This window comes from Sporanaerobacter sp. (assembly GCF_047830725.1).
Classification (GTDB): Bacteria; Bacillota; Clostridia; order Tissierellales; family Sporanaerobacteraceae; genus Sporanaerobacter.
Genome location: NZ_CP181252.1, coordinates 2,201,915 through 2,226,334, shown reverse-complemented (window position 1 = coordinate 2,226,334; position 24,420 = coordinate 2,201,915). Strand labels below are relative to the sequence as shown.

At 29.9% G+C, this 24,420-nt stretch carries 27 protein-coding genes and 1 riboswitch; of the genes, 25 read left to right on the top strand and 2 right to left on the bottom strand.

The genetic code is table 11. From position 1 onward, the window contains the following. Positions 1–19: 19 nt before the first annotated feature. From ACFWUA_RS11220 to pyrR, 5 genes are all read left to right on the top strand, one after another. Complete coding sequence (locus ACFWUA_RS11220) at positions 20–793, top strand: bifunctional 3-deoxy-7-phosphoheptulonate synthase/chorismate mutase (RefSeq protein WP_416198107.1); 774 nt, start codon at positions 20–22, stop codon at positions 791–793. 172 nt (positions 794–965) lie between these two features. Further along, positions 966–1,589 (top strand): TraR/DksA C4-type zinc finger protein, encoded by a 624-nt coding sequence (locus ACFWUA_RS11215; RefSeq protein WP_416198106.1) that lies wholly within the window; start codon positions 966–968, stop codon positions 1,587–1,589. A 96-nt stretch (positions 1,590–1,685) separates the two neighbouring features. Continuing rightward, entirely contained in the window at positions 1,686–2,141 is a 456-nt protein-coding gene (gene lspA, locus ACFWUA_RS11210; RefSeq protein ID WP_416198105.1) for a signal peptidase II, read from the top strand. A gap of 11 nt (positions 2,142–2,152) precedes the next feature. Continuing rightward, positions 2,153–3,067 (top strand): RluA family pseudouridine synthase, encoded by a 915-nt coding sequence (locus ACFWUA_RS11205; protein WP_416198104.1) that lies wholly within the window; start codon positions 2,153–2,155, stop codon positions 3,065–3,067. Positions 3,068–3,069: 2 nt separating this feature from the next. After that, positions 3,070–3,618: a bifunctional pyr operon transcriptional regulator/uracil phosphoribosyltransferase PyrR gene (gene pyrR, locus ACFWUA_RS11200; protein ID WP_416198103.1), complete on the top strand. Its 549-nt coding sequence runs from the start codon at positions 3,070–3,072 to the stop codon at positions 3,616–3,618. 4 nt (positions 3,619–3,622) lie between these two features. Here the strand turns inward: pyrR and ACFWUA_RS11195 are convergent, their stop codons facing one another. Next, the gene (locus ACFWUA_RS11195) at positions 3,623–5,398 is read right to left on the bottom strand and encodes an Rqc2 family fibronectin-binding protein (protein WP_416198102.1); all 1,776 of its coding nucleotides are present in this window, start codon (positions 5,396–5,398) and stop codon (positions 3,623–3,625) included. A gap of 211 nt (positions 5,399–5,609) precedes the next feature. Between ACFWUA_RS11195 and ACFWUA_RS11190 the strand changes: the two genes are divergently transcribed. The 18 genes from ACFWUA_RS11190 (at position 5,610) to ACFWUA_RS11105 (ending at position 21,940) form a co-directional block, all read left to right on the top strand. Further along, positions 5,610–6,491 carry a YicC/YloC family endoribonuclease gene (locus tag ACFWUA_RS11190; RefSeq protein WP_416198101.1) on the top strand — a complete coding sequence of 294 codons (882 nt, stop codon included), beginning with the start codon at positions 5,610–5,612 and terminating at the stop codon, positions 6,489–6,491. A gap of 15 nt (positions 6,492–6,506) precedes the next feature. Then, entirely contained in the window at positions 6,507–6,773 is a 267-nt protein-coding gene (gene remA / locus ACFWUA_RS11185) for an extracellular matrix/biofilm regulator RemA (RefSeq protein WP_416198100.1), read from the top strand. A gap of 14 nt (positions 6,774–6,787) precedes the next feature. Further along, positions 6,788–7,390, top strand: coding sequence for a guanylate kinase (gmk, locus tag ACFWUA_RS11180; RefSeq protein WP_416198099.1), 603 nt, complete (start codon positions 6,788–6,790; stop codon positions 7,388–7,390). Positions 7,391–7,402: 12 nt separating this feature from the next. Continuing rightward, a complete protein-coding gene (gene rpoZ / locus ACFWUA_RS11175) occupies positions 7,403–7,609 on the top strand; it encodes a DNA-directed RNA polymerase subunit omega (RefSeq protein ID WP_416198098.1) in 207 nt (68 codons plus the stop codon). Between the two features lie 13 nt (positions 7,610–7,622). Next, positions 7,623–8,813, top strand: a complete 1,191-nt coding sequence (coaBC, locus tag ACFWUA_RS11170) for a bifunctional phosphopantothenoylcysteine decarboxylase/phosphopantothenate--cysteine ligase CoaBC (RefSeq protein WP_416199206.1) — start codon at positions 7,623–7,625, stop codon at positions 8,811–8,813. Between the two features lie 58 nt (positions 8,814–8,871). Next, positions 8,872–11,346 (top strand): primosomal protein N', encoded by a 2,475-nt coding sequence (gene priA, locus ACFWUA_RS11165; RefSeq protein WP_416198097.1) that lies wholly within the window; start codon positions 8,872–8,874, stop codon positions 11,344–11,346. Positions 11,347–11,358: 12 nt separating this feature from the next. Further along, positions 11,359–11,805: a peptide deformylase gene (def, locus tag ACFWUA_RS11160; protein WP_416198096.1), complete on the top strand. Its 447-nt coding sequence runs from the start codon at positions 11,359–11,361 to the stop codon at positions 11,803–11,805. A gap of 11 nt (positions 11,806–11,816) precedes the next feature. Further along, the gene (gene fmt / locus ACFWUA_RS11155) at positions 11,817–12,746 is read left to right on the top strand and encodes a methionyl-tRNA formyltransferase (protein WP_416198095.1); all 930 of its coding nucleotides are present in this window, start codon (positions 11,817–11,819) and stop codon (positions 12,744–12,746) included. Positions 12,747–12,783: 37 nt separating this feature from the next. Beyond that, the gene (locus ACFWUA_RS11150) at positions 12,784–13,476 is read left to right on the top strand and encodes a zinc metallopeptidase (RefSeq protein ID WP_416198094.1); all 693 of its coding nucleotides are present in this window, start codon (positions 12,784–12,786) and stop codon (positions 13,474–13,476) included. 62 nt (positions 13,477–13,538) lie between these two features. Further along, on the top strand, positions 13,539–14,885 hold the full coding sequence (gene rsmB, locus ACFWUA_RS11145; RefSeq protein ID WP_416198093.1) for a 16S rRNA (cytosine(967)-C(5))-methyltransferase RsmB: 1,347 nt from the start codon (positions 13,539–13,541) through the stop codon (positions 14,883–14,885). A gap of 54 nt (positions 14,886–14,939) precedes the next feature. Beyond that, complete coding sequence (rlmN, locus tag ACFWUA_RS11140) at positions 14,940–15,986, top strand: 23S rRNA (adenine(2503)-C(2))-methyltransferase RlmN (protein ID WP_416198092.1); 1,047 nt, start codon at positions 14,940–14,942, stop codon at positions 15,984–15,986. A gap of 27 nt (positions 15,987–16,013) precedes the next feature. Further along, a complete protein-coding gene (locus ACFWUA_RS11135; RefSeq protein WP_416198091.1) occupies positions 16,014–16,751 on the top strand; it encodes a Stp1/IreP family PP2C-type Ser/Thr phosphatase in 738 nt (245 codons plus the stop codon). A gap of 14 nt (positions 16,752–16,765) precedes the next feature. Further along, entirely contained in the window at positions 16,766–18,697 is a 1,932-nt protein-coding gene (gene pknB, locus ACFWUA_RS11130) for a Stk1 family PASTA domain-containing Ser/Thr kinase (RefSeq protein ID WP_416198090.1), read from the top strand. Between the two features lie 15 nt (positions 18,698–18,712). Further along, positions 18,713–19,591: a ribosome small subunit-dependent GTPase A gene (rsgA, locus tag ACFWUA_RS11125; RefSeq protein WP_416198089.1), complete on the top strand. Its 879-nt coding sequence runs from the start codon at positions 18,713–18,715 to the stop codon at positions 19,589–19,591. Between the two features lies 1 nt (position 19,592). Then, positions 19,593–20,240 carry a ribulose-phosphate 3-epimerase gene (gene rpe, locus ACFWUA_RS11120; protein WP_416198088.1) on the top strand — a complete coding sequence of 216 codons (648 nt, stop codon included), beginning with the start codon at positions 19,593–19,595 and terminating at the stop codon, positions 20,238–20,240. Positions 20,241–20,284: 44 nt separating this feature from the next. Further along, positions 20,285–20,385: riboswitch (TPP riboswitch) on the top strand. A 79-nt stretch (positions 20,386–20,464) separates the two neighbouring features. Then, positions 20,465–21,007 carry an energy-coupled thiamine transporter ThiT gene (gene thiT, locus ACFWUA_RS11115; protein ID WP_416198087.1) on the top strand — a complete coding sequence of 181 codons (543 nt, stop codon included), beginning with the start codon at positions 20,465–20,467 and terminating at the stop codon, positions 21,005–21,007. A gap of 20 nt (positions 21,008–21,027) precedes the next feature. Further along, on the top strand, positions 21,028–21,663 hold the full coding sequence (locus ACFWUA_RS11110) for a thiamine diphosphokinase (RefSeq protein ID WP_416198086.1): 636 nt from the start codon (positions 21,028–21,030) through the stop codon (positions 21,661–21,663). Positions 21,664–21,763: 100 nt separating this feature from the next. Next, complete coding sequence (locus ACFWUA_RS11105) at positions 21,764–21,940, top strand: hypothetical protein (protein ID WP_416198085.1); 177 nt, start codon at positions 21,764–21,766, stop codon at positions 21,938–21,940. A gap of 39 nt (positions 21,941–21,979) precedes the next feature. Here the strand turns inward: ACFWUA_RS11105 and rpmB are convergent, their stop codons facing one another. Beyond that, positions 21,980–22,171 carry a 50S ribosomal protein L28 gene (gene rpmB, locus ACFWUA_RS11100; protein WP_416198084.1) on the bottom strand — a complete coding sequence of 64 codons (192 nt, stop codon included), beginning with the start codon at positions 22,169–22,171 and terminating at the stop codon, positions 21,980–21,982. A 209-nt stretch (positions 22,172–22,380) separates the two neighbouring features. Between rpmB and ACFWUA_RS11095 the strand changes: the two genes are divergently transcribed. Next, the gene (locus tag ACFWUA_RS11095) at positions 22,381–22,737 is read left to right on the top strand and encodes an Asp23/Gls24 family envelope stress response protein (RefSeq protein ID WP_416198083.1); all 357 of its coding nucleotides are present in this window, start codon (positions 22,381–22,383) and stop codon (positions 22,735–22,737) included. An 18-nt stretch (positions 22,738–22,755) separates the two neighbouring features. Next, positions 22,756–24,408, top strand: a complete 1,653-nt coding sequence (locus tag ACFWUA_RS11090; RefSeq protein ID WP_416198082.1) for a DAK2 domain-containing protein — start codon at positions 22,756–22,758, stop codon at positions 24,406–24,408. Positions 24,409–24,420 lie beyond the last annotated feature (12 nt).

The following is a 24,420-nucleotide window of genomic DNA, read 5'->3' as shown; positions in this document are numbered from 1 at the left end:
ATTTTTGGAGGAATTTGTTATGACAAAAATTATTGATATAGGGGATGGAGTTAAATTTGGCGGAGATAATTTCACAATTGTTGCAGGACCGTGTTCTGTAGAAAGTGAAGAACAAATGGAATCCATAGGGAAATTTTTAAGTGCACTTGGGATAAAGGTTTTGAGAGGGGGAGCTTTTAAACCTCGAACTGATCCAAATGATTTTCAAGGTTTAGGATTTGAAGGACTTGAAATATTAAAAAATATAAAAGATAAATATGAAATGAAAATAGTATCAGAAATTTTAGATCCTAGAGATGTTGAAAGGGCATATAATTATATAGATATCATTCAAATCGGCTCGAGAAATATGCAAAATTTTCCACTACTAAAAGAAGTGGGTAAGACTGATAAGCCTATACTCTTAAAAAGGGGTATGAGTTCTTCGATTGAGGAATGGCTTAAGGCTTGTGAATATATAAGTATGGAAGGAAATGAAAATATTATATTATGTGAGAGAGGAATAAGAACTTTTGAAAAATACACTAGAAATACATTAGATTTGGTAAGTGTACCAACAATTAAATCATTGTCAGAATATCCTATAATAGTTGATCCAAGTCATGGTACGGGCAGAAGAGAATTGATATTACCTGCTACTAAAGCTGCGTTGGCCATTGGTGCAGATGGAGTTATGATAGAAATCCACCCAAATCCTGAAAAGGCACTTTCTGACGGTTTTCAATCTCTTAATTTTTATGAGTTTGAAATTTTAGTAAATGAAATTAAAAGACTAAAGAATATGAATATATAAAAAGTAAAAAATCTCCCTACTATATTACATAATCGAAATATGTTAGGGAGGTTTTTTATATATTAAACGAGATATCAACTCAGTATTATTTTATTTAAAGTGGGAATAGTATCACTGAGTAGCTTTTGCATTAGTTTAAATAGAAAGTAAAATCTTTAGAAGGAGGCAGATAATGGAGAAGAAAAAACTTGCTCATTTTAGAGATTTATTGTTTAAAGAAAGAGCAAAGGTTGAAGAAATTTTAAATAAAATGGAAAACAATTTTTCTGAGTCAATGGAGGAATATTCAAGTGAACTTTCTTCTTATGACAATCACCCAGCAGATTTAGGAACAGAAATGTTCATGAAAGAACATGATATGGGACTAAAAAATAAAAATAATGATACTATTTATGAAATAGAAGAATCACTTAGAAATATAGATGAAGGTAATTATGGAATTTGTAAGGTCTGTGGCAAAGAAATAGATTTCAATAGATTGGAATTGATACCCTATGCTAAACTTTGTATAGATTGTTCTAAAAAAAGAATACCTTTAGAAAAGAAAATGAGTTTTAGACCTGAAGAAGAGGATAGGCCTTTACCTTTTTCCAAAAGTCACATCGATGAACTAAAAAATGAAGGAATAGAATTTGATAGAGAAGACAGTTATCAAGCAGTAGCAAGATTTAATATGGTTAAAGATGATCCTTCTGATTCTACAGGAGATAATCAAGGAATATATGATGATTTAGAAGATGGTATTGTTGAAGATGTAGAAAAAATATCAGAAGAATATTATAAGGATACTCTTTAATTAGCTAGTTAAATATAACTAGCTTTTTTCTTGTAATAAATAGTTTAATAGATTAGAATAATATATGTAATTTATTATACGAGGAGGAAAAAAGATTTGTTGTATGGAATTTTTATATTAATAATTTTATTAGATCAAATTTCAAAACAAGCAGCTGTAAAATATCTAAAATCGGGTGAGTCTTTAGTATTGATTAAGAATTTTTTGAGTTTTGCTTATGTGGAAAATCGTGGAGCAGCTTTTGGTATACTTCAAAATAAAAAAATATTCTTTGTAATTATAACGGCAGCGGTTATATTTTGGGTAATAATTTTTTTGAAAAATAATTTTTATCACTTATCTAAACTTATGAAAGTCTCACTGGTAATGCTAATAGCTGGGGCTGTTGGAAATCTTATAGATAGAATAAGATTTGGATATGTAATAGATTTTATATCGGTGAGGTTCAGCAATGGTTATTATTTTCCAGTATTTAATTTGGCAGATAGTTTTATAGTTATATCTACTATTTTAATCGTAATCATGGTACTTTTTAACAAATACGAAGTTTGATGGAGGATAAAATGGATATTGTTGAAATATATGTTAGCGAAGAAGATAATGAGAGAATAGATGCATATTTAGCTAAAGAATTAAATGAAATTTCGAGAAGTTATATTCAAAAATTAATTGAAGAAAATTTAATTAAAGTAAATGGAAAGTGCGTCAAATCAAAATATTTAGTCAAAGAAGGAGATTATATATTAGTTGAATTGCCAGAACCTAAAAGACTAGAAATAGTTCCTGAGAATATACCACTTGATATTGTTTATGAAGATGAAGATATTGCAGTCATTAATAAACCTCAAGGAATGGTAGTTCATCCAGCGCCGGGAAATTATTCGGGTACTCTAGTAAATGCTCTTTTATACCATTTTGATAATTTATCTACTATAAATGGGATTATAAGACCGGGTATAGTACATAGAATAGACAAGGATACATCGGGATTACTTGTAATTGCTAAAAATGATTTTACACATAGAATACTTTCTGAAGAGCTAAAAAAGCACAATATTGTTAGAATTTATATTGCATTAGTTCATGGGAATATTAAAGAAGATAAAGGTACTATAAATGAACCTATAGGGAGACATCCGATTGATAGAAAAAAAATGGCTGTTACAGCAAAGAATAGCAAGGAAGCAATAACTCATTTTGAAGTATTGGAAAGATTTGGAGATTACACATTGGTTAAAGCCCAATTGGAAACAGGTAGAACACATCAAATAAGAGTTCACATGGCATATATAAATCATCCTGTAGTTGGAGATTTTGTATATTCAAAGTACAAAAATAAGTTTGATTTGCAAGGTCAATTGCTTCATGCAAAGAAATTAGAGCTTATACATCCAAGAACACAAGAATATATGAGATTTGAGTCAAATTTGCCAGATTATTTTGTTAAAGTTCTTGATATTTTAAAAAACAATAAGTAGGGGTGAAGGTATTGAAAACTAAGGCTGTTATTTTAGATGAAAAAGCTATTGAAAGAGCGATTACGAGAATAGCTAATGAAATATTGGAAAGAAATAAAGGAACTGAAAATTTGATATTAGTGGGAATAAAGACTAGAGGAGTTCCTTTTGCAGAAAGGATTTCAAAAAAAATATTCGAAATTGAAGGAATAAGGATACCTGTTGTGACATTGGATATAACATTGTATAGAGATGATTTAACAGAGCTAGACTCGAATCCTATAATCAATAACGATTATTTCAATATAGATATAAACAATAAAATAGTAGTTCTTGTTGATGATGTAATATTTACAGGACGAACGGTTAGAGCTGCATTAGATGCAATTGTAGATAAAGGAAGGCCTCAAAAAGTTCAGTTAGCTGTTTTGATTGATAGAGGTCATAGAGAGTTTCCTATAAGGCCAGATTATGTTGGGAAGAATGTTCCTACATCAAAGAATGAAATAGTCAGCGTGCAATTTGAGGAAATAGACGAAATGAATCAAGTAATAATAAATGAAAAAAGGTAGAAGACTAGTCTTCTACCTTTTTTATCGTGAAAATTTCTTGTTTGCTAGGACTTACATAGATAGTATTGTTATTTTCATATATTACCATTCCTGGCTTTGAACCTTTTGGTTTTTTTACATTTTTTTTATAAGTATAATCAATAGGAACATTTTGTGAGTTTCTTCCTTTACTATAAAAAGCAGCTAATAATGCAGCTTCATATAAAGTAGTATCAGGTACTTTTTTGTGTTCTGTTTTTATTATTACATGGCTTCCAGGTATATTTTTTGTATGAAACCATAAGTCTTCTTTGTCTGCAAACTTTAATGTTAGATAATCATTTTGTTTATTGTTCTTACCTACATATATATGAAAATTGTCAGAAGATAAGAAGTGATGCGGCTTAGATATTTTATTGCTACTTTTCTTTTTGTTTTTGTACGAATTTTTTATATATCCTTCATTTATCAGTTCATCTTTTATTTCTTCTAATTCTTCAATTTCCGTGCAATTTTCAATAGATATTAAGATATTTTCCAAATAATCAATTTCTTCTTGTGTTTGAGGTATTTGACTTTCTAGAAGTTTAGAAGCGTTTTTTAATTTGGCATATTTTTTATAATAATATTGAGCATTTTCTGAAGGCGATAATTTGACATCTAAAGGAACTGAAATTTTTTCCATATTTTCGCTGTAAAAGTTCTCCAATTGGATACTATTCATTCCTTTTGATATTTTGTATATATTTGCAGAAATTAAATCTCCATAAATTTTATATTTTTCTCTTTTTTTTGCTTCTAATAATTCTTCTTTTTGTTTTGCTAATTTATTTATGGACCTATCTAGTTTTACTTGTATTGATTTTTTAATGGAAAGTGATTTTTGGCTTATTCTATCTAATATATCTTTTTCTAGATAGTATTTATCTAGAATAAAACTCATAGATTCATTGTGCTCTATATTCATGTCACTATATTGGGATATATTCATTGAATGAAAATCAATTATTTCATTTCTTTCACTGTGAAAAATAATATTTGGCGAAAAATTTTTGAATTTGATATCTTCCATTAATTCTTTAAGAGATTTGAAAAGTAGTTCTTTTTCGTTTATATCCAAATATTCCATAGATTTTCTTTCATCTATATGAGCTCGATAGCATATTTCTCTACTTATGAGTGGACTTAATCCAATAAAATTGGTATATAAAAATTTAAATATTTGAGTATTTTTATTTTCTTTATCATATATTTTGATAAAAGTATCAAAGTTAATATCGATAGGATTTACTTTATCATTTGAAGGAGGAAATTCATATTTTAGTCCAGGTAGTACCTGTCTTACTCTACTCATGTCATAAGGTACTCTTTTTATAGAATCTACTATAGTTCTGGAGAATTTATCTACGAGAATTATATTGCTATGTTTGCCCATTATTTCTATTATTAGTTGTTTTGTATTTATTTCTCCCATTTCGTCGAGGCATTTTATATCAATCATTACTATTCTATCTAATTCATACTGATTTATTTCAGTTATTATGCCATTTGTTAGATGTTTTCTCAATAGCATGCAGAATACAGGTGGTGTATCTGGATTTTTTTTTGAATAGTTGGTTAAATAAATACGAGGATTGTTGCTACTAGCAGAAAGAATAAGTCTATAATTTTTACCTAGGTTATGAATGTGTATAAGAATTTCATCTTTTTCTTGCTGATAGATTTTAGTTATTTTACCACCTACAATGGAAGTTTCTAATTCGTTTATTACAGCTCTTGTTACTATTCCATCAAAAGACATTTGCATTCCTCCAATATTTTTTCTTAAGTTAAGTATAGCATTTAATCCTGAATAAATAAACAAAAACTCTTTTAGGGAAATTTTTTTAATATTTTGTAATAAAACATGGAATAATTCAATCATTAGTAATATAATTGGTAATATAAATTGGCTTGATAATAAATGTGAATGTGATAGAATTTACTAAAATAGCATTGAGAGGATGAAATATATGATAAAAAGCATGACAGGGTTTGGTAGAAGTGAGAATACTGATGGAGTACATAATTTCACTGTAGAAGTGAAAACTCTAAACCATAGATACAATGATATAATAATAAAAATGCCTAAACATATAAATTATGTAGAAGAAAATGTAAAAAAAGTTATAAGAGAGAAGATAAATAGGGGAAGAGTTGAAGTATATATATCATTGGAATATGAAGATGATAGAAATATTGATGTAAGAGTAAATGTTCCTTTGGCTAGAGCATATAAAAAAGCTCTAGATGAGATGACAAATGAATTATTTCCTGATGAGAGTGTAAATATTGAACACATAATAAAGATGCCGGATATTGTAAAGGCAGAGAGATTAGAAGATGATGAAAATGAAATTTGGTTGTGTTTAGAAAAAGCTCTAGAAGAAGCTTTAGATAATGTGTTTGAAATGAGAACTCGAGAAGGCTATGAACTTTCTAAGGATATTAGGGAAAGAACTTTAAAAATAAAGAAAATGATAGAATCTATTGAGAAAAGAGCTCCCATAGTTGTGTTGGAGTACAAGGAAAAGTTGAAAGAAAGAGTAGAAGAGCTACTAGATAATGAGTATAAATTAGATGAAAGTAAGCTTGCCAATGAAATTGCTTTTTATGCAGATAAAAGCAGTATTACTGAAGAAATTGTAAGACTTTATAGTCATATAAATCAGCTCCTTGAATGTCTTGATAGTATAGAGCCAGTAGGAAGAAAATTAGATTTTTTGATACAAGAAATGAACAGGGAAATAAATACAATTGGTTCTAAGTCTAGTGATATAGAGATAGGAAAAACTGTAGTGGAAGTAAAGAGTGAACTAGAAAAGGTAAGAGAACAAATTCAAAATGTAGAGTAACAGGAGGGATAAGAAATGAATATTAAACTTATTAATATAGGATTTGGAAATATTGTGTCAGCAAATCGAATAATTGCTATTGTAAGTCCGGAGTCAGCACCTATAAAGAGAATGATCCAAGAAGCTAGAGACAGAGGCATGTTAATAGATGCTACATATGGGCGTAGAACTAGAGCGGTAATTATCACTGATAGTGATCATATTATACTTTCTGCAGTTCAACCAGAAACTGTAGCTCATAGATTGAATAGCAAAGATGCTATGGATATAGATCTAAATTAGAGGGAGGAATAAAATTGGAAGAAGGACTACTAGTTGTAGTATCTGGGCCATCAGGGTGTGGAAAAGGGACAATATGTAAGGAGCTTCTTGGAAGAAATAAAGACATTATCATATCAATTTCTGCTACTACTAGGAAGCCAAGGAATGGAGAAGTTGAGGGAGTTAATTATTTTTTTATTGATAAAGAACAATTTGATGCTATGGTTCAAAATGATGAATTCATTGAATATGCCAATGTTCATGGAAATTTTTATGGTACACCTAAAAAATTTGTTTTAGATAAGTTGAAAAATGGAGAAAATATACTTCTTGAAATTGATGTACAAGGTGCAATCCAAATAAAAAAAATGTATCCAGAAGCGATACTTATATTTATAGTTCCACCTTCTATGGAAGAGTTGAAAAATAGAATTGTTGGAAGAGGGACGGAAAGTGAAAGTGATATTGAGAAAAGATATGAAAATGCTTTTAAAGAATTGGAATATATAAAAGAATATGAGTATATGGTTATAAATGATGAAGTCATAGCTGCTGTCGAAAAGATTGAATCGATTATAATGGCAGAAAAATGTAAAACTATAAGACAAAAAGAATTAATAAAAAAAATATTAGCATAGGAGGTTTTTTACATGTATCCTTCAGTTAATGAATTAACTAAAAAAGCAGATAGTAGATATACATTAGTCATGCTTGCTTCAAAGAGGGCTAGACAGTTGGTCGATGGTGCAAAACCATATATAGACACAGATTTAAACAAACCTGTAAGCATTGCTATTGAAGAAATAAGACAGGGCAAAATAACATATAGAAGACCTGATATAAAAGGACTTAAGTAGGTGATGTGAAATGTTGTTAGAAGGAAAGAATATATTAGTTTGTGTAAGTGGAGGAATAGCAGCGTATAAAGTAGTAGATGTGGTAAGTAGATTAAAAAAGTTAAATGCAAATGTAAATGTAATAATGACCAAATCAGCCACAAATTTTGTTGCTCCATTGACATTTCAAACTTTGTCTCAAAACTTTGTGAATGTAGATATGTTTGAAGAACCAAAAACTTGGGAAGTTGAACATATTTCTTTAGCAGAAAAGGCAGATTTGGTTTTAATAGCACCTGCTACTGCCAATGTAATAGGGAAAATTGCAAATGGAATAGCAGATGATATGTTGACTACAGTAGTTATGGCAACAAAGGCTAAAGTTATATTTGCTCCTTCAATGAATACCCATATGTATATGAATCCTATTGTAAAAGAGAATATGGAGAAGTTAAAGGCTTATGGATATGAGTTTATAAATGCTAATGTAGGATTACTTGCTTGTGGAACTTATGGAGAAGGTAGGATGGCTGAGCCAGCAGAGATAGTTGAATATCTGAAAAATTCTTTTTATGATAAAGATTTAAAGGGCAAAAAAATCGTTATAACTGCTGGACCAACTATAGAACCTCTTGATCCTGTAAGATATATGACGAATTTTTCAAGTGGGAAAATGGGATATGCTCTTGCTAAAATGGCTAAAAATAGAGGTGGTGATGTGGTTTTGATCACTGGTCCTACTAATCTTTGTCCACCTAGCGGAGTAAAAGTAGTCAATATAAATACAACAAGAGAAATGCTTAATGCTATTGAAAAAGAATTTGATGATTGCCATGTTTTAATTAAAGCTGCAGCTCCATTGGATTATAGACCTGAAATTGTGAGTGATAAAAAGATAAAGAAAGGCGAAGAAGCTTTAGAGTTGAGATTTGTAAGAAATCCAGATATAGCTATGCATTTCGGAAAGATAAAAGGTGAAAAAATAATGGTAGGGTTTGCAGCAGAAACAAACAATTTAATAGAATATGCTAAAGAAAAAATGGCAAAAAAGAATTTTGATTTTATAGTAGCAAATGATGTATCTAAAGAAGGTGCTGGCTTTAGAACAAATACCAATATTGTCAATATAATCGATAAAAGTGGTAAAGTTTTTGAGTACCCATTGATGAGCAAAGATGAGCTGGCAAATATTATTTTAGATAAGGTCGTAGAACTTTTGAACTAAAAGCTAGATAAGGCTCAATCTAGCTTTTAGTTTTTAATAATGAAAAGGATTGGTAATAATGAATAAATTTATTGCTCAAGTTATTGTGGACAACAAAACTTCAAATACGGACAAACCATATACTTATTTGATAAAAGAAGAAATGCTGGAGGATCTGAGAGAAGGAATGAGAGTTGTAGTCCCTTTTGGCATGGGAAATCGACTCATTAAAGGAATTGTAATAAATATAGAAGAATATACAAAAGAGTCTACTAAATTGAAATATATTGAAGACGTACTTGATGATAAGCCTATTATTTCTAAAGAGATGATAGATTTAAGTTTTTGGATGAGGGATTATTATTTATCATCATATTTAGATGCATTTCGTCTTGTGTTGCCACCTGGAAATATTAAAGAAATAAATACCTATATAAGTCTTGAGGATGGATGGAAAGAAAATATAGATGAGTTAGGATCAAAAGAAAGTGAAATTCTCAGTATACTAAGCCAAAATGATGGAATTAGCTTTGAAAATTTAAAAAAGTTAATTAAAGATAAAAATTTGAGGAAAAAAATCATTTTATTAGAAAAAAAAGGTTTTATAAGAACTACATTGGAAATAGATACTAAAATCAAGAAAAAGTATGAAAAATATGTTCATCTGTGCAATAGAGAAGTTTTGCTTGATGAACTACTTTTAGATATAGACAAAAGAGCTAATAAGCAAATTCAGATTTTAGAATTTCTATATGATATAGATGAAATTTCGATGAAGGAACTTTTAAAAAGAACTGATACTTCGTTAAGTGTTGTGAAAACATTAGAGAAAAAAGGAAAAGTAGTGATTTATGAAAAGGAAGTTTTAAGAGATCCTATTCCTGATGATATTTGCAAGTATAACAAGCATGAGCTTACGGGAAAACAAAGATATTGTGTTGAAACTATTTATGGGGATATAAAGAATGGAAAATGCAATAAGTTTTTAATTCATGGTGTTACTGGTAGTGGGAAAACAGAAGTTTATTTGCAATTGATTGAAAAAATAATTGCAAGTGGAAAACAAGCAATAGTATTGGTTCCAGAAATATCTTTAACGCCTCAAACGGTTGAAAGATTTGTGGGAAGATTTGGAGATAATGTAGCAGTGTTACATAGTAAACTTTCTAATGGAGAAAGATTTGATGAATGGAGAAGAATAAAAGAAGGTAAAGTTAAGATTGCAGTTGGAGCTAGAAGTGCTGTGTTTGCGCCTTTTAACAATTTAGGTATTATTATAATAGATGAGGAACATGAAAATAGCTATAAGTCCAGTATGAATCCTAAATATAATGCCATTGAAGTTGCAGAAAAGAGATGTGAAATTGAAGGTGCTTCTTTAGTTTTGGGGACAGCTACTCCTTCTGTGGAAACTTACTATAGAACTAAATCAAGTGAAATAAAGCTTTTAACTTTAGATGAAAGAATAAATAATAAAAATCTACCCACTATGAGTATAATAGATATGAGGGAAGAACTAGATAAAGGGAACAAATCAATATTAAGTGTGGAATTATATAAGGCAATAGAGGAAAATTTAAAGGACAAAAAGCAAATAATATTGTTTTTAAATAGAAGAGGATACTCAACATTTGTATCTTGTAGGAAATGTGGCTATGTTGTTAAATGCGATAATTGTGATGTTTCTATGACTTATCATTTTAAAGAAAACAAATTAAAATGTCATTATTGTGGAATGAGTTTGAAACCTCCTGAAATTTGTCCTGAGTGTGGGAGCAAGTATATAAAGTATTTTGGGATTGGCACTGAAAAAATTGAGGAGACTATAAAAAGCTATTTTCCTCAAGCTAGAGTGGCGAGAATGGATTTAGATACCACTTCTAAAAAGGGCAGTCATATTAAAATACTAAATAGGATGAAAAAAGGAGAAATTGACATTTTAATTGGTACTCAGATGATAACTAAGGGTTTGGATTTTCCATTGGTTACATTAGTAGGAATTATAGCCGCTGATACTAGCTTGAATTTACCTGATTTTAGATCAGCAGAAAGAACATTTCAACTTTTAACTCAAGTAGGTGGTCGAGCAGGAAGAGGAGATTTTGAGGGAAGGGTTATAGTTCAAACATATAATCCAAGCCATTTTAGTATACAAATGGCTAAAAACTATAAATATAATGAATTTTATGAAACTGAAATAATGATGAGAAAAGAGTTTAACTATCCACCTTTTATTGATATATTAAATATAGTTATATATGGTCCAGAAGAGGAAAAAGTTATAAATTCTACTAAAGAGCTGTATAGTGATATTTTAAACCAATTAGAAAAAGAATCTAGATATGATTTAGTAAAAAATATATTTGGCCCAAATCCTGCACCATTGGAAAAACTCAAAAATAATTATAGATGGCAAATACTTTTTAAATGCAATAAAAGTGATCTAGATATGTTAAAAGGCATTATAAAAAGGGTATGTATAGACAACAGTGAAAGTAAGCATTATAAAGGTGTAAAATTTAATATAGATGTAAATCCAAATTCTATATTGTAGGGGGAATAAAATATGGCAATAAGACAAATAAGGTACTTAGAAGATCCTATACTGAGGAAAAAATCAAGAGAAATAACTGATATAAATGATAGGATAAAAACTTTATTAGATGATATGGCTGAAACTATGTACAAAAGTGAAGGTGTAGGTTTAGCTGCACCTCAAGTAGGAATTTTAAGAAAAGCTGTAGTCATAGATGTAGGTGAAGGACTATTGAAATTAGTTAATCCAGAGATACTTGAAACTGAAGGAGAAAATATAGATTTCGAAGGATGCTTAAGTATACCTGGAAGTTCAGGCAAGGTAATAAGACCTGAAAAAGTTAAAGTTAAATATTTTGATATAGATGGAAATGAAAAGATAATTGAAGGAACTGGCCTTTTAGCAAGAGCTCTTTGTCATGAAATAGATCATTTAGATGGAATACTTTTTATTGATAAAATGATAAAAGAAGAGTAGGAGTGTTTGAGATGAATATAGTATATATGGGAACGCCTGATTTTGCTGTATATCCGTTGGAAGCATTATTTAATGTAGGTTTTAATATCCCATTGGTTATTTCTCAAGAGGATAAACCGAAGGGGAGAGGTAAAAAACTATTGCCTACTCCAGTAAAGGAAAAAGCTCAAGGATTGAATTTAAATGTATATCAACCTAAAAAAATAAATTGTGAAGAATGCGTTCAAATAATAAAGAACGCAAATCCAGATTTTATAGTTGTGGCAGCTTATGGACAAATTCTTAAAAGCGAGATACTTTCAATACCTAAATATGGTTGCATAAATATACATGCTTCATTGTTGCCTAAATATAGAGGTGCAGCTCCGATAAATTGGGCAATAATAAATGGTGAAGCTGAAACAGGAATAACTATAATGAAAATGGAAGAAGGATTAGATTGTGGAGATATTCTTTTACAGAAAAGCATACCAATAACTGAAACCGATGATTCCATAACAATTCATGATAAACTTTCAAGACTTGGTGGGGAACTCATTGTTGAAGGATTGATTGGGATAGTAGATGAAAAAATAGTAGCCATTAAACAAGACCATTCAAAGTCCACATATGCACCTATGTTAGATAAAAAAATGGGTAAAATTAATTGGAATGAATCAGGTAAGAATATAAGAAATCTTGTTAGAGGCCTAAAACCTTGGCCTTTTGCTTATACATTTTATAATGGATTAAACATTAAAATCCATGAAGTCAGTATAATTGATAAATACAAAGATGGAGAAAATGGTGAAATAGTTAAAGTTTCTAATGAAGGTGTATTTGTGAACTGTAGTGACTCAACTATTGTGATTGAGGAATTACAATTTCCTGGTAAAAAGAAATTAAGGGTTGAAGAATATATTAGAGGAAATACTATTGAAGAAGGTACAATACTTAAATAGTATTTTATATAAATAGCCTGTGAAGGAGGTTTTTCATATGTATGGTGGATATTATTATGGTGGATCGGGAACTTATTTGTATTTGCTCATTCCAGCATTAATATTGTCTTTATATGCACAAGCTAAAGTAAACAATACTTTTAGTAAATATCTTAGAGTGCCTAGTTATTCAGGATATACGGGTAGAGAAGTTGCTAGAATGATATTAGATCGAAATGGTCTATATGATGTAAGAATAGAACAAGCTGGAGGACAACTTACAGATCACTATGATCCTAGAACTAAAGTTATTAGATTATCTTATGATGTATATAATGGAACTTCAATAGCTGCATTAAGTGTAGCTGCTCATGAGGTAGGTCATGCTATTCAGCATGGAGAAGGTTATTTTCCATTAATATTGAGAAACAACATTGCACCTATTGCTAGTATTGGGGCACGATTTGTATGGATTTTTATTTTTCTAGGCTTTGTAATAAGCCCATTATTGCTAGAAGTAGGGATACTGTTGTATTTAGGTATAGTTCTTTTTCAAGTTGTTACATTGCCGGTAGAATTTAATGCAAGCAATCGGGCTTTGGTACAATTAGAATCTGGAATTGTGTCTGCAAATGAAATAGGTCCTGCAAAAAAAGTTCTAAAGGCAGCTGCATTGACTTATGTAGCAGCAACATTGGTAGCAATAGGTCAGCTTTTAAGACTTATTTCATTATCAAATAGAAGAGATTAAAGGGGGATTTGCCCCCTTATTTTTTTGTTATATTTGTGTATAATGTTTTTGGAGGGAATGAAATGACAAGAAATGCTAGAGAAGTTGCTTTAAATATATTAGTAGAAATAGATGAAAAAGGTGCATATTCGAATATTGCTCTAAATAAAATTGGAAGAGAAAAATTGAGTAAATTAGATGAAAATTTTGTTAGAGAATTGGTATATGGTGTATTAGAAAATAGATTGTATTTAGATTGGGTAATAAAAAAATTTTCAAAGGTTAAATTAAAAAAAATTGAGCCAATTGTATTAGAAATATTGAGAATTGGGGTATATCAAATTGCACTTATGGATAAAATTCCAGATAGTGCAGCGGTTAATGAATCTGTTAAATTAGCAAAAAAATATTCTCATAGTGGTTCTGTGAAGTACGTAAATGGTTTACTTAGGAATGTATCTAGAAATAAAAATATCTTTAGAGAAATAGATTTAGAAGATAAAAAAGAATATTTAAAGATAAAATATTCACACCCAGAATGGATGATAAATAGATGGCTAGAGGAATTCGGAGAAGAATTTACGGAGGATTTATGTAAAGCCAACAATACTAGACCTAAATTAAATATAAGAGTCAATACATTGAAAATAAAAAGAGAAGAATTAAAATCTCTCCTAGAGAGCAAGGGTTATATTGTTTCTAATACTAAATATGCTAGCGATGGATTAATAATAGAAAATCCACAAGGGGTTATAGATACTGAAGAGTTCAGAAATGGTTTTTTTATTGTGCAAGATGAGAGTAGTATGCTTGTATCTCAAATTTTAGATCCCAAAGAAGGTAGTTTGGTTTTGGATTTGTGTAGTGCTCCAGGAGGTAAAACTACTCATATTGCTCAAAAAATGAATAACAATGGGGAAATTTTAGCTAGAGATATTTATGAACATAAACTAAAATTAGTTCAGGAAAACTCAAATAGACTTGGAATAGATATTATTAAGACAGAAAAATTTGATTCTATGAAATTAGATGAAAATTTAATTGATAAAGTGGACTATGTACTTATAGATGCACCATGTACTGGATTGGGAATGTTAAGAAGGAAACCAGAAATAAAATGGAATAGAACAGAAAATGATATTTCAAATATGAGTGATATTCAGTATAAGATATTAAAAAATGCTAGCAAATATTTAAGGTCTGGGGGAATACTGGTTTATAGTACTTGTAGTATAGAAAGAGAAGAAAATATAGATATTATAGGTAGATTTATTAGCGAAAATGATGGCTTTAAATTGATTAGTTTTGAGAATTTATTGGATTCAAAGGAAAGTATGAGTATGGCTAAGAATGGTTATATTGAGCTATTTCCACATATTCATGGTACTGATGGCTTTTTCATAGCCAAACTTTCAAAGAATTATAGATAAATTTTTATTGACTGTGATATAATATTAAATTAAGAAAAAGTTAGGAGGGGTTTTTTGTACTATAAAGATTTAAAGTCTTTTTCCTTAGATGAAATGAAATCAATATTTGTTGAAATGGGAGAAAAGGAATATAGAGCGATACAAACTTTTAAATTTATACACCAAAACATGGCAAATTCTATAGATGATATAACTGTCTTATCTAAAGGTCTTAGGGACAAGCTGAATAAAAATTTCAATATAAGTTGTACTTCTATTGCTGAAAGATATGATTCAAATATTGACAATACAAAAAAATATTTGTTTCAATTGGAGGATGGCAATATAATTGAAAGTGTTGTCATGGAATATAGACATGGAACAACTGCCTGCATATCAACTCAAGTAGGATGTAAGATGGGATGTGCCTTTTGTGCTTCTACAAAAGGCGGACTTATAAGAAATTTAAGCTCTGGAGAAATACTTAGTCAAGTATATAATATACAGAATGATTTAGATATAAAATTAAGCAATATTGTTTTAATGGGAAGCGGTGAACCTTTAGATAATTATGAAAATGTAATTAAATTTTTAAGCATATTGCATGATGAAAATGGTCAAAATTTCAGCTATAGAAATATTACATTGTCTACTTGTGGGTTAGTGCCTAAGATATACAAATTGGCAGAAGAAGAGTTGCCAATTACATTATCTATTTCTCTTCATTCACCTTTTAATGAAGAAAGGAAAAAAATAATGCCTATAGCAAGAGTTTATTCATTAGATGAACTTCTAGATGCCTGTAGATATTATATAGATAAGAACAATAGAAGGATAACTTTTGAATATACTTTAATTAAAGGAATAAATGATAGAAAAGAGGATTTAAACGAATTAAGTAGAATACTAAAAGGACTTCTTTGCCATATAAATTTGATTTCCTTAAATCCAATTGAAGAATTTGCTAAAGACAAGGTTAACAAAAATACTATAGAAATGTTCAAAAGAGAATTATCTAAAAATGGGATTCCAGTAACTATAAGAAGAGAAATGGGGTCAGATATAAATGCTGCCTGTGGACAATTGAGGAGAAAATATATAAGTAAAGGAGATCATGTTTAGGATCAATTTATTTAGTGAGGTGATGGTATGCAAATAGGTGTTTGTTCAGACATAGGGAAAACTAGGGAAAATAATCAAGATTCTTATTTTTATTCGCAGAGAAGGGATTTTCCATTGTTTATAGTAGCAGATGGGATGGGAGGTCATAAAGCTGGTGAAATAGCTAGTTGTATGGCGGTAGAAATAGTTAGAGATTTTTTTCTTGATAAAAGGAAGCAAAATTTATTAGACAATGAAGAAAATCTAATATCTTTTATTAAGGAGTCTATCTATGAAGCAAATGAGAAAATATATAAGAGAGCTATAAGCAATGAACAATTCAATGGAATGGGTACAACATTGACTATGGCATATTTTTTAAATGATAAAATTTTCATTGGGCACGTTGGTGATAGTCGAGCTTATTTAATTAGAGACAATGAACTTTTGCAATTAACAGATGACCATTCTCTTGTAGCAGAGTTAGTCAAGAAGGGTAGTATAAGTAAAGAAGAGGCTCAATATCATCCACAGAGAAATATTATAACTAGAGCAGTAGGGACAAGTGAAGAAATAGATATTGATATTAAGTTTGTGAAAATAAAAAATAATGATATAGTTTTAATGTGTACTGATGGATTAACTAGTATGATTAAAGAAGATGAGATCAAAAACTTATTATTATCTGAAGACAATATGCAACAGCTATGCAATAATCTAATAAAAAGAGCTAACGATTTGGGTGGACTGGATAATATAACAGCAATAGTTATTAAAATTGTATGAATTGGGGTGATGAAATGATCGGAAAAGTTTTAGGTGGACGTTATGAAATAATTGAAAAAATTGGTGGCGGAGGAATGGCTGTAGTATATAAGGCTAGATGTAGATTGCTTAATAGATACGTTGCCATAAAAGTATTAAGGGAGGAGTTTATAAATGATGAAGAATTTATAAATAAGTTTAGACGGGAATCTCAAGCTGCTGCCAGTTTATCACATCCTAATATTGTGAGTATTTATGATGTTGGCATGGAAGATGATATTTATTATATTGTTATGGAATATATAGATGGAAGAACTTTAAAGGAAGTTATTGATGAAAATGGAAAATTGACTGCTAAAGAAACAATAGACTATTCAATCCAAATTGCAGAAGCATTGGAACATGCACATAGAAACCATATAGTCCATAGAGATATAAAACCTCACAATATTATGGTTACACAAGATGGTAGAATTAAAGTTACTGATTTTGGCATTGCAAGGGCTGCTAATGCGAGTACTATGACTAATACTTCTACTGTAATTGGTTCTGTACACTATTTTTCTCCAGAACAAGCTAGAGGGAGATTTACAGATGAAAAATCTGATATTTATTCTCTTGGAATAGTGATGTATGAAATGATAACTGGGAAAGTACCATTTGAAGGTGAAAGTCCTATATCAGTGGCACTAAAACATGTACAAGAAGAAATTGTACCACCTACGACAATTGATAGTAGTGTGCCTAAAAATATTGAACATATAATAATGAAATGCGTTAGGAAAAATCAAAATGAAAGATATCAAAATGCTAGCGAACTCTTAAAAGATTTGAGAAAAGTAAAATATTCTAAGGAAGATATGAATTTTGTAGATGACACAAATACACTTGATTCTACTACTAGGATTATACCTATAGTTAAAGATGAAGGAGAAAATGAAGAAATGAGAACTAGACCAAAGAAAAAGAAAGCCAATAAAAGTAACAACAATGGAGGAAAAAAGGCAGTTTTTTGGGCAGTATTTCTAGCTTTTTTATTGGCAACGGGGTTATTTTTTGGAATTTATAAATTTAAAGATGTTTTTTCATCAAATGAGATAACAGTTCCAAACATTGTAGGATGGGATGTGGATAAAGCTAGAGAAGAAATTGAAGGAATGGGTCTTAAATTTGAGATAGAAGATACAGTATATAATAGCGAATTTGAAGAAAATAAGATTGTTTATCAAAGTGAAGAACCAGGTACAGTTGTTAAGAAGAATTATCCAATTAAAGTGAAGGTAAGTAAAGGTGGAAAACTAGCTAAAGTTCCAAATTTGATAAATAAAGATATCAATGAAGCTAGCTTATTGTTAAAAGAAAGAAATTTAGATGAAGATGTTGAATTTAGAAATGATGACAAAATTCCTAGGAATATAGTTATAAGTCAAGATCCTGAGCCTTATGAAGAAGTAAAAGAAGGAACCAAAGTGAAATTAGTTGTGAGTCAGGGTCCAGAAAAGAAAATGACTATTATGCCTAAATTAGTTGGAATGAATGAAACTGAAGCTAAAAGGGCAATAGTAGCAAATAGACTGGTATTAGGCAAAGTTGAGCCTCAATTTAATGATGAAGTTCCAAAAGGTATAGTTATATGGCAAAGCTATGAAAGTGGAACAGAATTAGAAGAAAATACTGTAGTTGATATATATATAAGCGATGGACCAGAAAAGAAAAAAGAAGAAGAAAAGAATAATGAAAATCAAAACGAAGAAATACCTATGAATCTTAATGTCAGCCTTCCTCAAGACAGGAGTCAAACAGAAGTTAAGGTATTTAGAATACAAGATGGTGTGACTGAACAAGTATATAATCAAGTGCATAATGTAACTGAAGAAACTTTAGTTATTCCTGTTAGAGGAAAGCCAAATGCAAAGTTTGATGTATATTTTGATGGCAATTATGGTGGTACTTATGGCAAACAATAAAATCGGGAGGAATATATGTTAGAAGGAATTATCGTTAAAGGTATTGGCGGCTTTTATTATGTAAAAACTTCAGATGGTATATATGAATGTAGAGCAAGGGGAGTTTTTAGAGAGAAAAATATTACTCCCCTTGTTGGGGATAAAGTTATAATCAGAGAAAAAACCGTAGATAAAACAGGTTATATAGAGGAGATATTGGAAAGGAAAACAGAACTTCACAGGCCTCCAGTTTCAAATGTTACTCAAGCTGTAATTGTCATGAGCATAAAAAATCCCAATCCAAATTTATGGTTATTAGACAGGTTTTTGCTATTGGCAGAGAAAGAAAATTTAAATATAACAATTGTGTTTAATAAAGTTGACTTGGAAGAAAAATCAAAAATTAATGATTTTATTGATATATACAGTAAAGCTGGATATAGAGTAATAACTACAAGTTGTAAAAACCTTAAGGGAGTTGAAGAACTTAAGAGTATTCTTAAGGGCAATATAACAGTTTTTGCTGGGCCCTCAGGTGTAGGAAAGTCTTCTTTGATAAATAAAATTCAGCCAGGATTAGAATTGAAAACTGGTGAAATAAGTGATAAAACTAAAAGAGGCAAACATACTACTAGACATGTGGAGCTTATGGAATTAGATATTGGAGGATATATATTAGATACTCCAGGATTTAGTTCTTTAAATATTGACTTTATTCAAAATGTAGAAGATGTACAATGCTATTTTAAAGAAATTAAAAAATATAGCCATATGTGTAGATTTAATAGTTGTATGCATATAAGTGAGCCAGAATGTGAAGTAAAAAGACAAGTAGAAAAAGGGAATATAGCAAAAATTAGATATGAGAATTATTTGAGTTTTGTAGATGAGATAAAAAGTATTAGGAGGTACTGATATGGCAAAAATTTCACCGTCTATTTTATCAGCGGATTTCAGCAATTTAAAAGAAGAAATAAGAAAGGTTGAAGAAGGAGGAGCAGATTTTATTCATCTAGATGTTATGGATGGTATTTTTGTTCCTAATATTACTTTTGGACCACCAGTTATTAAAAAAATTAAGGCTGTCACAGAAGTTCCTTTTGATGTACATTTGATGATAGATAGACCAGAAAGGTATATTGAAGATTTTGTAGTGGCTGGTGCGGATATCATCACTGTTCATGCAGAGTCTAGCACACATTTACATAGAACTATTCAATATATAAAAAGTTATGACAAAAAAGTGGGTGTGGCATTAAATCCTGCTACTTCACTTGAAAGTATTGAATATGTTCTTGAGGATATTGATATGGTATTGATAATGACAGTAAATCCAGGCTTTGGTGGGCAATCTTTCATACCAGCCATGAAAAGAAAAATACAAAAATTAAGAGAAATAATAGATCGCAACAATTTAGATATTGAAATAGAAGTAGATGGAGGAGTTAAATTAGATAATGCAAAGGGAATTATAGATTTAGGTGTGGATATATTAGTTGTTGGTTCAGGAATTTATGGTGCAGAAGATGTTATTGAGCGCACAAATATGTTTAAGAATATTTAATGTACATTTTTAGTTATTTGTGATACAATTAAATTGAATTTAATAAGTAACACTGGGGGAGCCTTTTGGCTGAGAGGGAACTAAAGTTCCGACCCTTGAACCTGAACTAGGTAATACTAGCGGAGGGAAGTGATTTGTTAGTTTGCATACAAACCCATTGCCTTATTTCAGGTAATGGGTTTAATTTTTTAATTAATTATATTTATTTATAGGAGGATGAAAAAATGGAAAAGAAATGGAATGTAAAAATGCTTGCCGAAGGAGGCATAATGATTGCATTAGCAACATTATTGAGCTATGTCAGATTATTTAAAATGCCTCAAGGAGGTTCGGTAACAGCAGGGAGTATGATCCCAATTATGATTTTTGCTATGAGATGGGGAGTAGGACCTGGTATACTTGTAGGATGTTTATATGGAGTGGTGCAATGTATTCTTGATCCTCAAGTATATTATCCTATACAGTTTTTTTTAGATTATCCAATTGCTTTTGGATTTTTAGGACTTGCTGGTATTGCTAAATTAGATAATAAGGGTATGGATAAGCAAAGTTATTTTTTAACGATTTTAGGGGTATTATTATCTATAGGTGGTAGATTTATTTCACATTTACTTTCTGGTGTTATATTTTTTGCCGAATATGCAGGAGAACAAAATCCTTGGGTTTATTCAGCTATATACAATGGTAGTTACTTGTTGCCAGAGTGTATTATTTCTACTATAATATTAATATTACTATGGAAACCTTTAAGTAATATTAAAAAATAAATGAAATTGGAAGGATTCTCATGACGGGACTTATTGTATCAAATGGTGAAATTTCAAATCTAAATTTGTTAAAATCTATTGCTGAAAGTGTAGATATGATTGTATGTGCTGATGGAGGGGCAAATCATATTGCTCAAATTGGACTTATACCAGATTTAGTAGTTGGCGATTTAGATTCTATAAAAGATGAGACTTTAAACATTATAAATATTAAAAATGTTCCTATACTGAAATATAGTACTCATAAAGACTATACAGATACAGAGTTAGCAATTGAATATTTAATAGATAAAGGAATAGATGAAATTATCTTTATGGGTGTTACAGGTTCAAGAATTGATCATACACTGGCTAATGTATACTTATTAAATAAATTACTTAAAAAGCACATAAAAGGCATAATAGTTGATGATAAAAATACAATTTATATAACTAATAGTGTTTTAGAATTAAACAGGGAAGAAGGAACTTTTGTTTCTGTAATTCCTATTAATTCTAATGGTGCTAGAGTAACCTTAAAAGGATTTTTGTATGAAACAAATGAAGTTTTATTTGAATTTTCTTCTACTTTAGGAGTTAGCAATCAAATAGTAGAAGAAAAGGGAATTATAGAAGTTTTAGATGGTACTTGCCTCGTTATCGTATCTAAAGATTAAGCCTCTAAAAAATGACTTTTTTCATGAACCATCTTATTTTTGGAACTAACTATTAATCAAAGAATAATATGTAGTATAAGTTATTTATGAGGTGGTGTTTATGAAAAAAACTTGGAAAAGACACTTTCGTAAATATTCAAATAAAAAAATATTAGGGGTAATTTTAGTGCTTATTGGAATTTTAATTATGTCAAAAGTTATTCCAATGAGTTTTTGGCTATTTTTAATTGGCTTTGCAATAATGATTTTTGGAATATATATCATGAAATGTGGATAAAAAAAGGCTTCCTTTGTATGACATTGGAAGCCCTCTTTTTTAAAGTGCTCTAGTTACTTTTCCAGATCTAAGGCATCTTGTACAAACATAAATTCTTTTTGGCGAACCATCTACAATAGCTTTAACTCTTCTAACATTGGGAGCCCAAGTTCTGTTGTTTTTCTTATTTGAGAAAGTCACTTGATTTCCATAGACTTTTCCTTTTCCACATACTTCACAATATTTAGCCATATAAAACACCTCCTTAAATGACTGTTGCAAATATTATTTAAAACAGTACATATATTTACATAAGATAACACAATATATTTTAACACAATAGGTAAGATTATTGCAATATAGATTTGAATATAAAAACTTAAATTGCCAATAGTTGAACTATTTAATACAATAAGGTAAAATATAAGCATAAGCAAATAAAAATTAAGGAGGAGATTTATATGCCAGGTAAATTTAAAACTAACCTTGGTTCTGTTAGTATAGATGATAATGTTGTAGCAACTATTGCAGGACTTTCAGCTATGGAATGTTATGGTATTGTGGGAATGGCCAGTAAAAATGCAACTGATGGATTTTTTGAAATGGTAAAATGGGAAAATTTATCAAAAGGTGTAAAAATAATTTCGCAAGAAAATGAGGTTAATATTGATTTACATGTGATACTCCAATATGGAGTAAGAATTTCAGTGGTTGCAGGAAATATAATTGAAAAAGTAAAATATAATGTAGAAAATTTGACAGGATTAAAAGTGGGTAATATAAATGTATATGTACAAGGAATCAATGTTCAAAAGTAGTATGAGGAGGTAAAAGATTTGAAAATTCAATATGTGGATGGTGCTCTACTTAAGAAAGCATTTATTGGGGCAGCCAATTTTTTAGAACAAAACAAAGAAGATGTCAATGCATTAAATGTATTTCCTGTACCAGATGGGGATACCGGAACCAACATGTCTTTAACACTTCAATCAGCTATGAAGGAAATATTTACCTTAAATGAATATAGTGTTGAAAAAGTAGCTATTGCAGCTAGTAACGGTTCTCTGATGGGTGCAAGGGGAAATTCGGGTGTGATACTTTCACAGCTTTTTAGAGGACTAGCCAATGGATTGAAGGGAAAAGAAAAAGCAGATGCAAAGGTATTAGCAAAAGCTTTTAAACTTGCTTCAGATACAGCATATAAAGCTGTAATGAAACCTACTGAAGGGACTATACTTACAGTTGCGAGAGAATGTGCTGAGGCGGCAATTACTTTGTCTAAAGAAGAAAAAGATATAATTGTTTTTTTTGATAAGGTAATTCAACAAGGAAATATTGCCCTCAATAAAACCCCTGATATGTTGCCAGTACTTAAAGAAGCTGGTGTAGTTGATGCAGGTGGAATGGGATTGATGATAATACTTACAGGTGCTTTTAAAGCTTTGACTACTAATGGAGAAATAAAATACGAGAGTGTATCAGGCAGAAAATCTGAAGATATATATTTTAAAAAAGAATTGTCTACTGGTGATATAAAATTTGGTTATTGTACTGAATTTATTGTAAAAAACACTAAAGAAGATGTAGAGAATTTTAAGCAAGAGCTTTCAAAATATGGAGATTCTCTTTTAGTGGTAGGAGGAAATGGTCTCATTAAAGTTCATGTTCATACTAACAATCCTGGGTTGGTTTTAGAAAAAGGGTTGTCTATAGGAGAGTTACATGACATAAAAATTGATAATATGAGGGTTCAGCACAGGAATTTGTTAGTTGAGGAAGAATGTGATTGTGTTGATGAAAAAGGGATAAATATAAATGAAAAAAAAGAAAAAAAGAAATATAGTTTTATCACTGTAGCTATGGGTAATGGAATTGCTAATATATTCAAGGAGCTAAATGTAGATTTTATAATACCTGGTGGTCAAACAATGAATCCTAGTACTGAAGATATATTGAATGGAATAAAAAAAGTTGAAGGAGAAAATATAATTATACTTCCCAACAATGGAAATATAGTATTGGCAGCAGAACAAGCTCAAAAAATGAGTGAAAGAAAAGTTTATGTTTTTCCGACTAAAAGTATTCCAGAAGGCATAGCTGCATTAATTGCTTTTAACCCAGAAATTAGCGTTGAAGAAAATTTAGAAAACATGAAATTAGCAGTTGAAAATGTAAAAACAGGGCAAGTAACTTATGCTGTTAGGGATACTGAAATAAATGGGAAGAAAATTAGTAAAGATGATATAATAGGAATATGTAAGGGTGATATAAAATCTTCTGGCAAAGATGTTCAAGAGACATCATTGGAATTACTTAAAAAAATGGTTGATGAAGATAATGAATTAATAACTATATTTTATGGAGATACCATTGAAGAAAAAGAAGCCAATGAGCTTGGAAAATTGGCAGAGAAGGAATTTGAGAATTGCGATATTGAGATTGTTTATGGAGGTCAACCAATATACTATTATATTTTTTCAGTTGAATAATTATTTATCCCC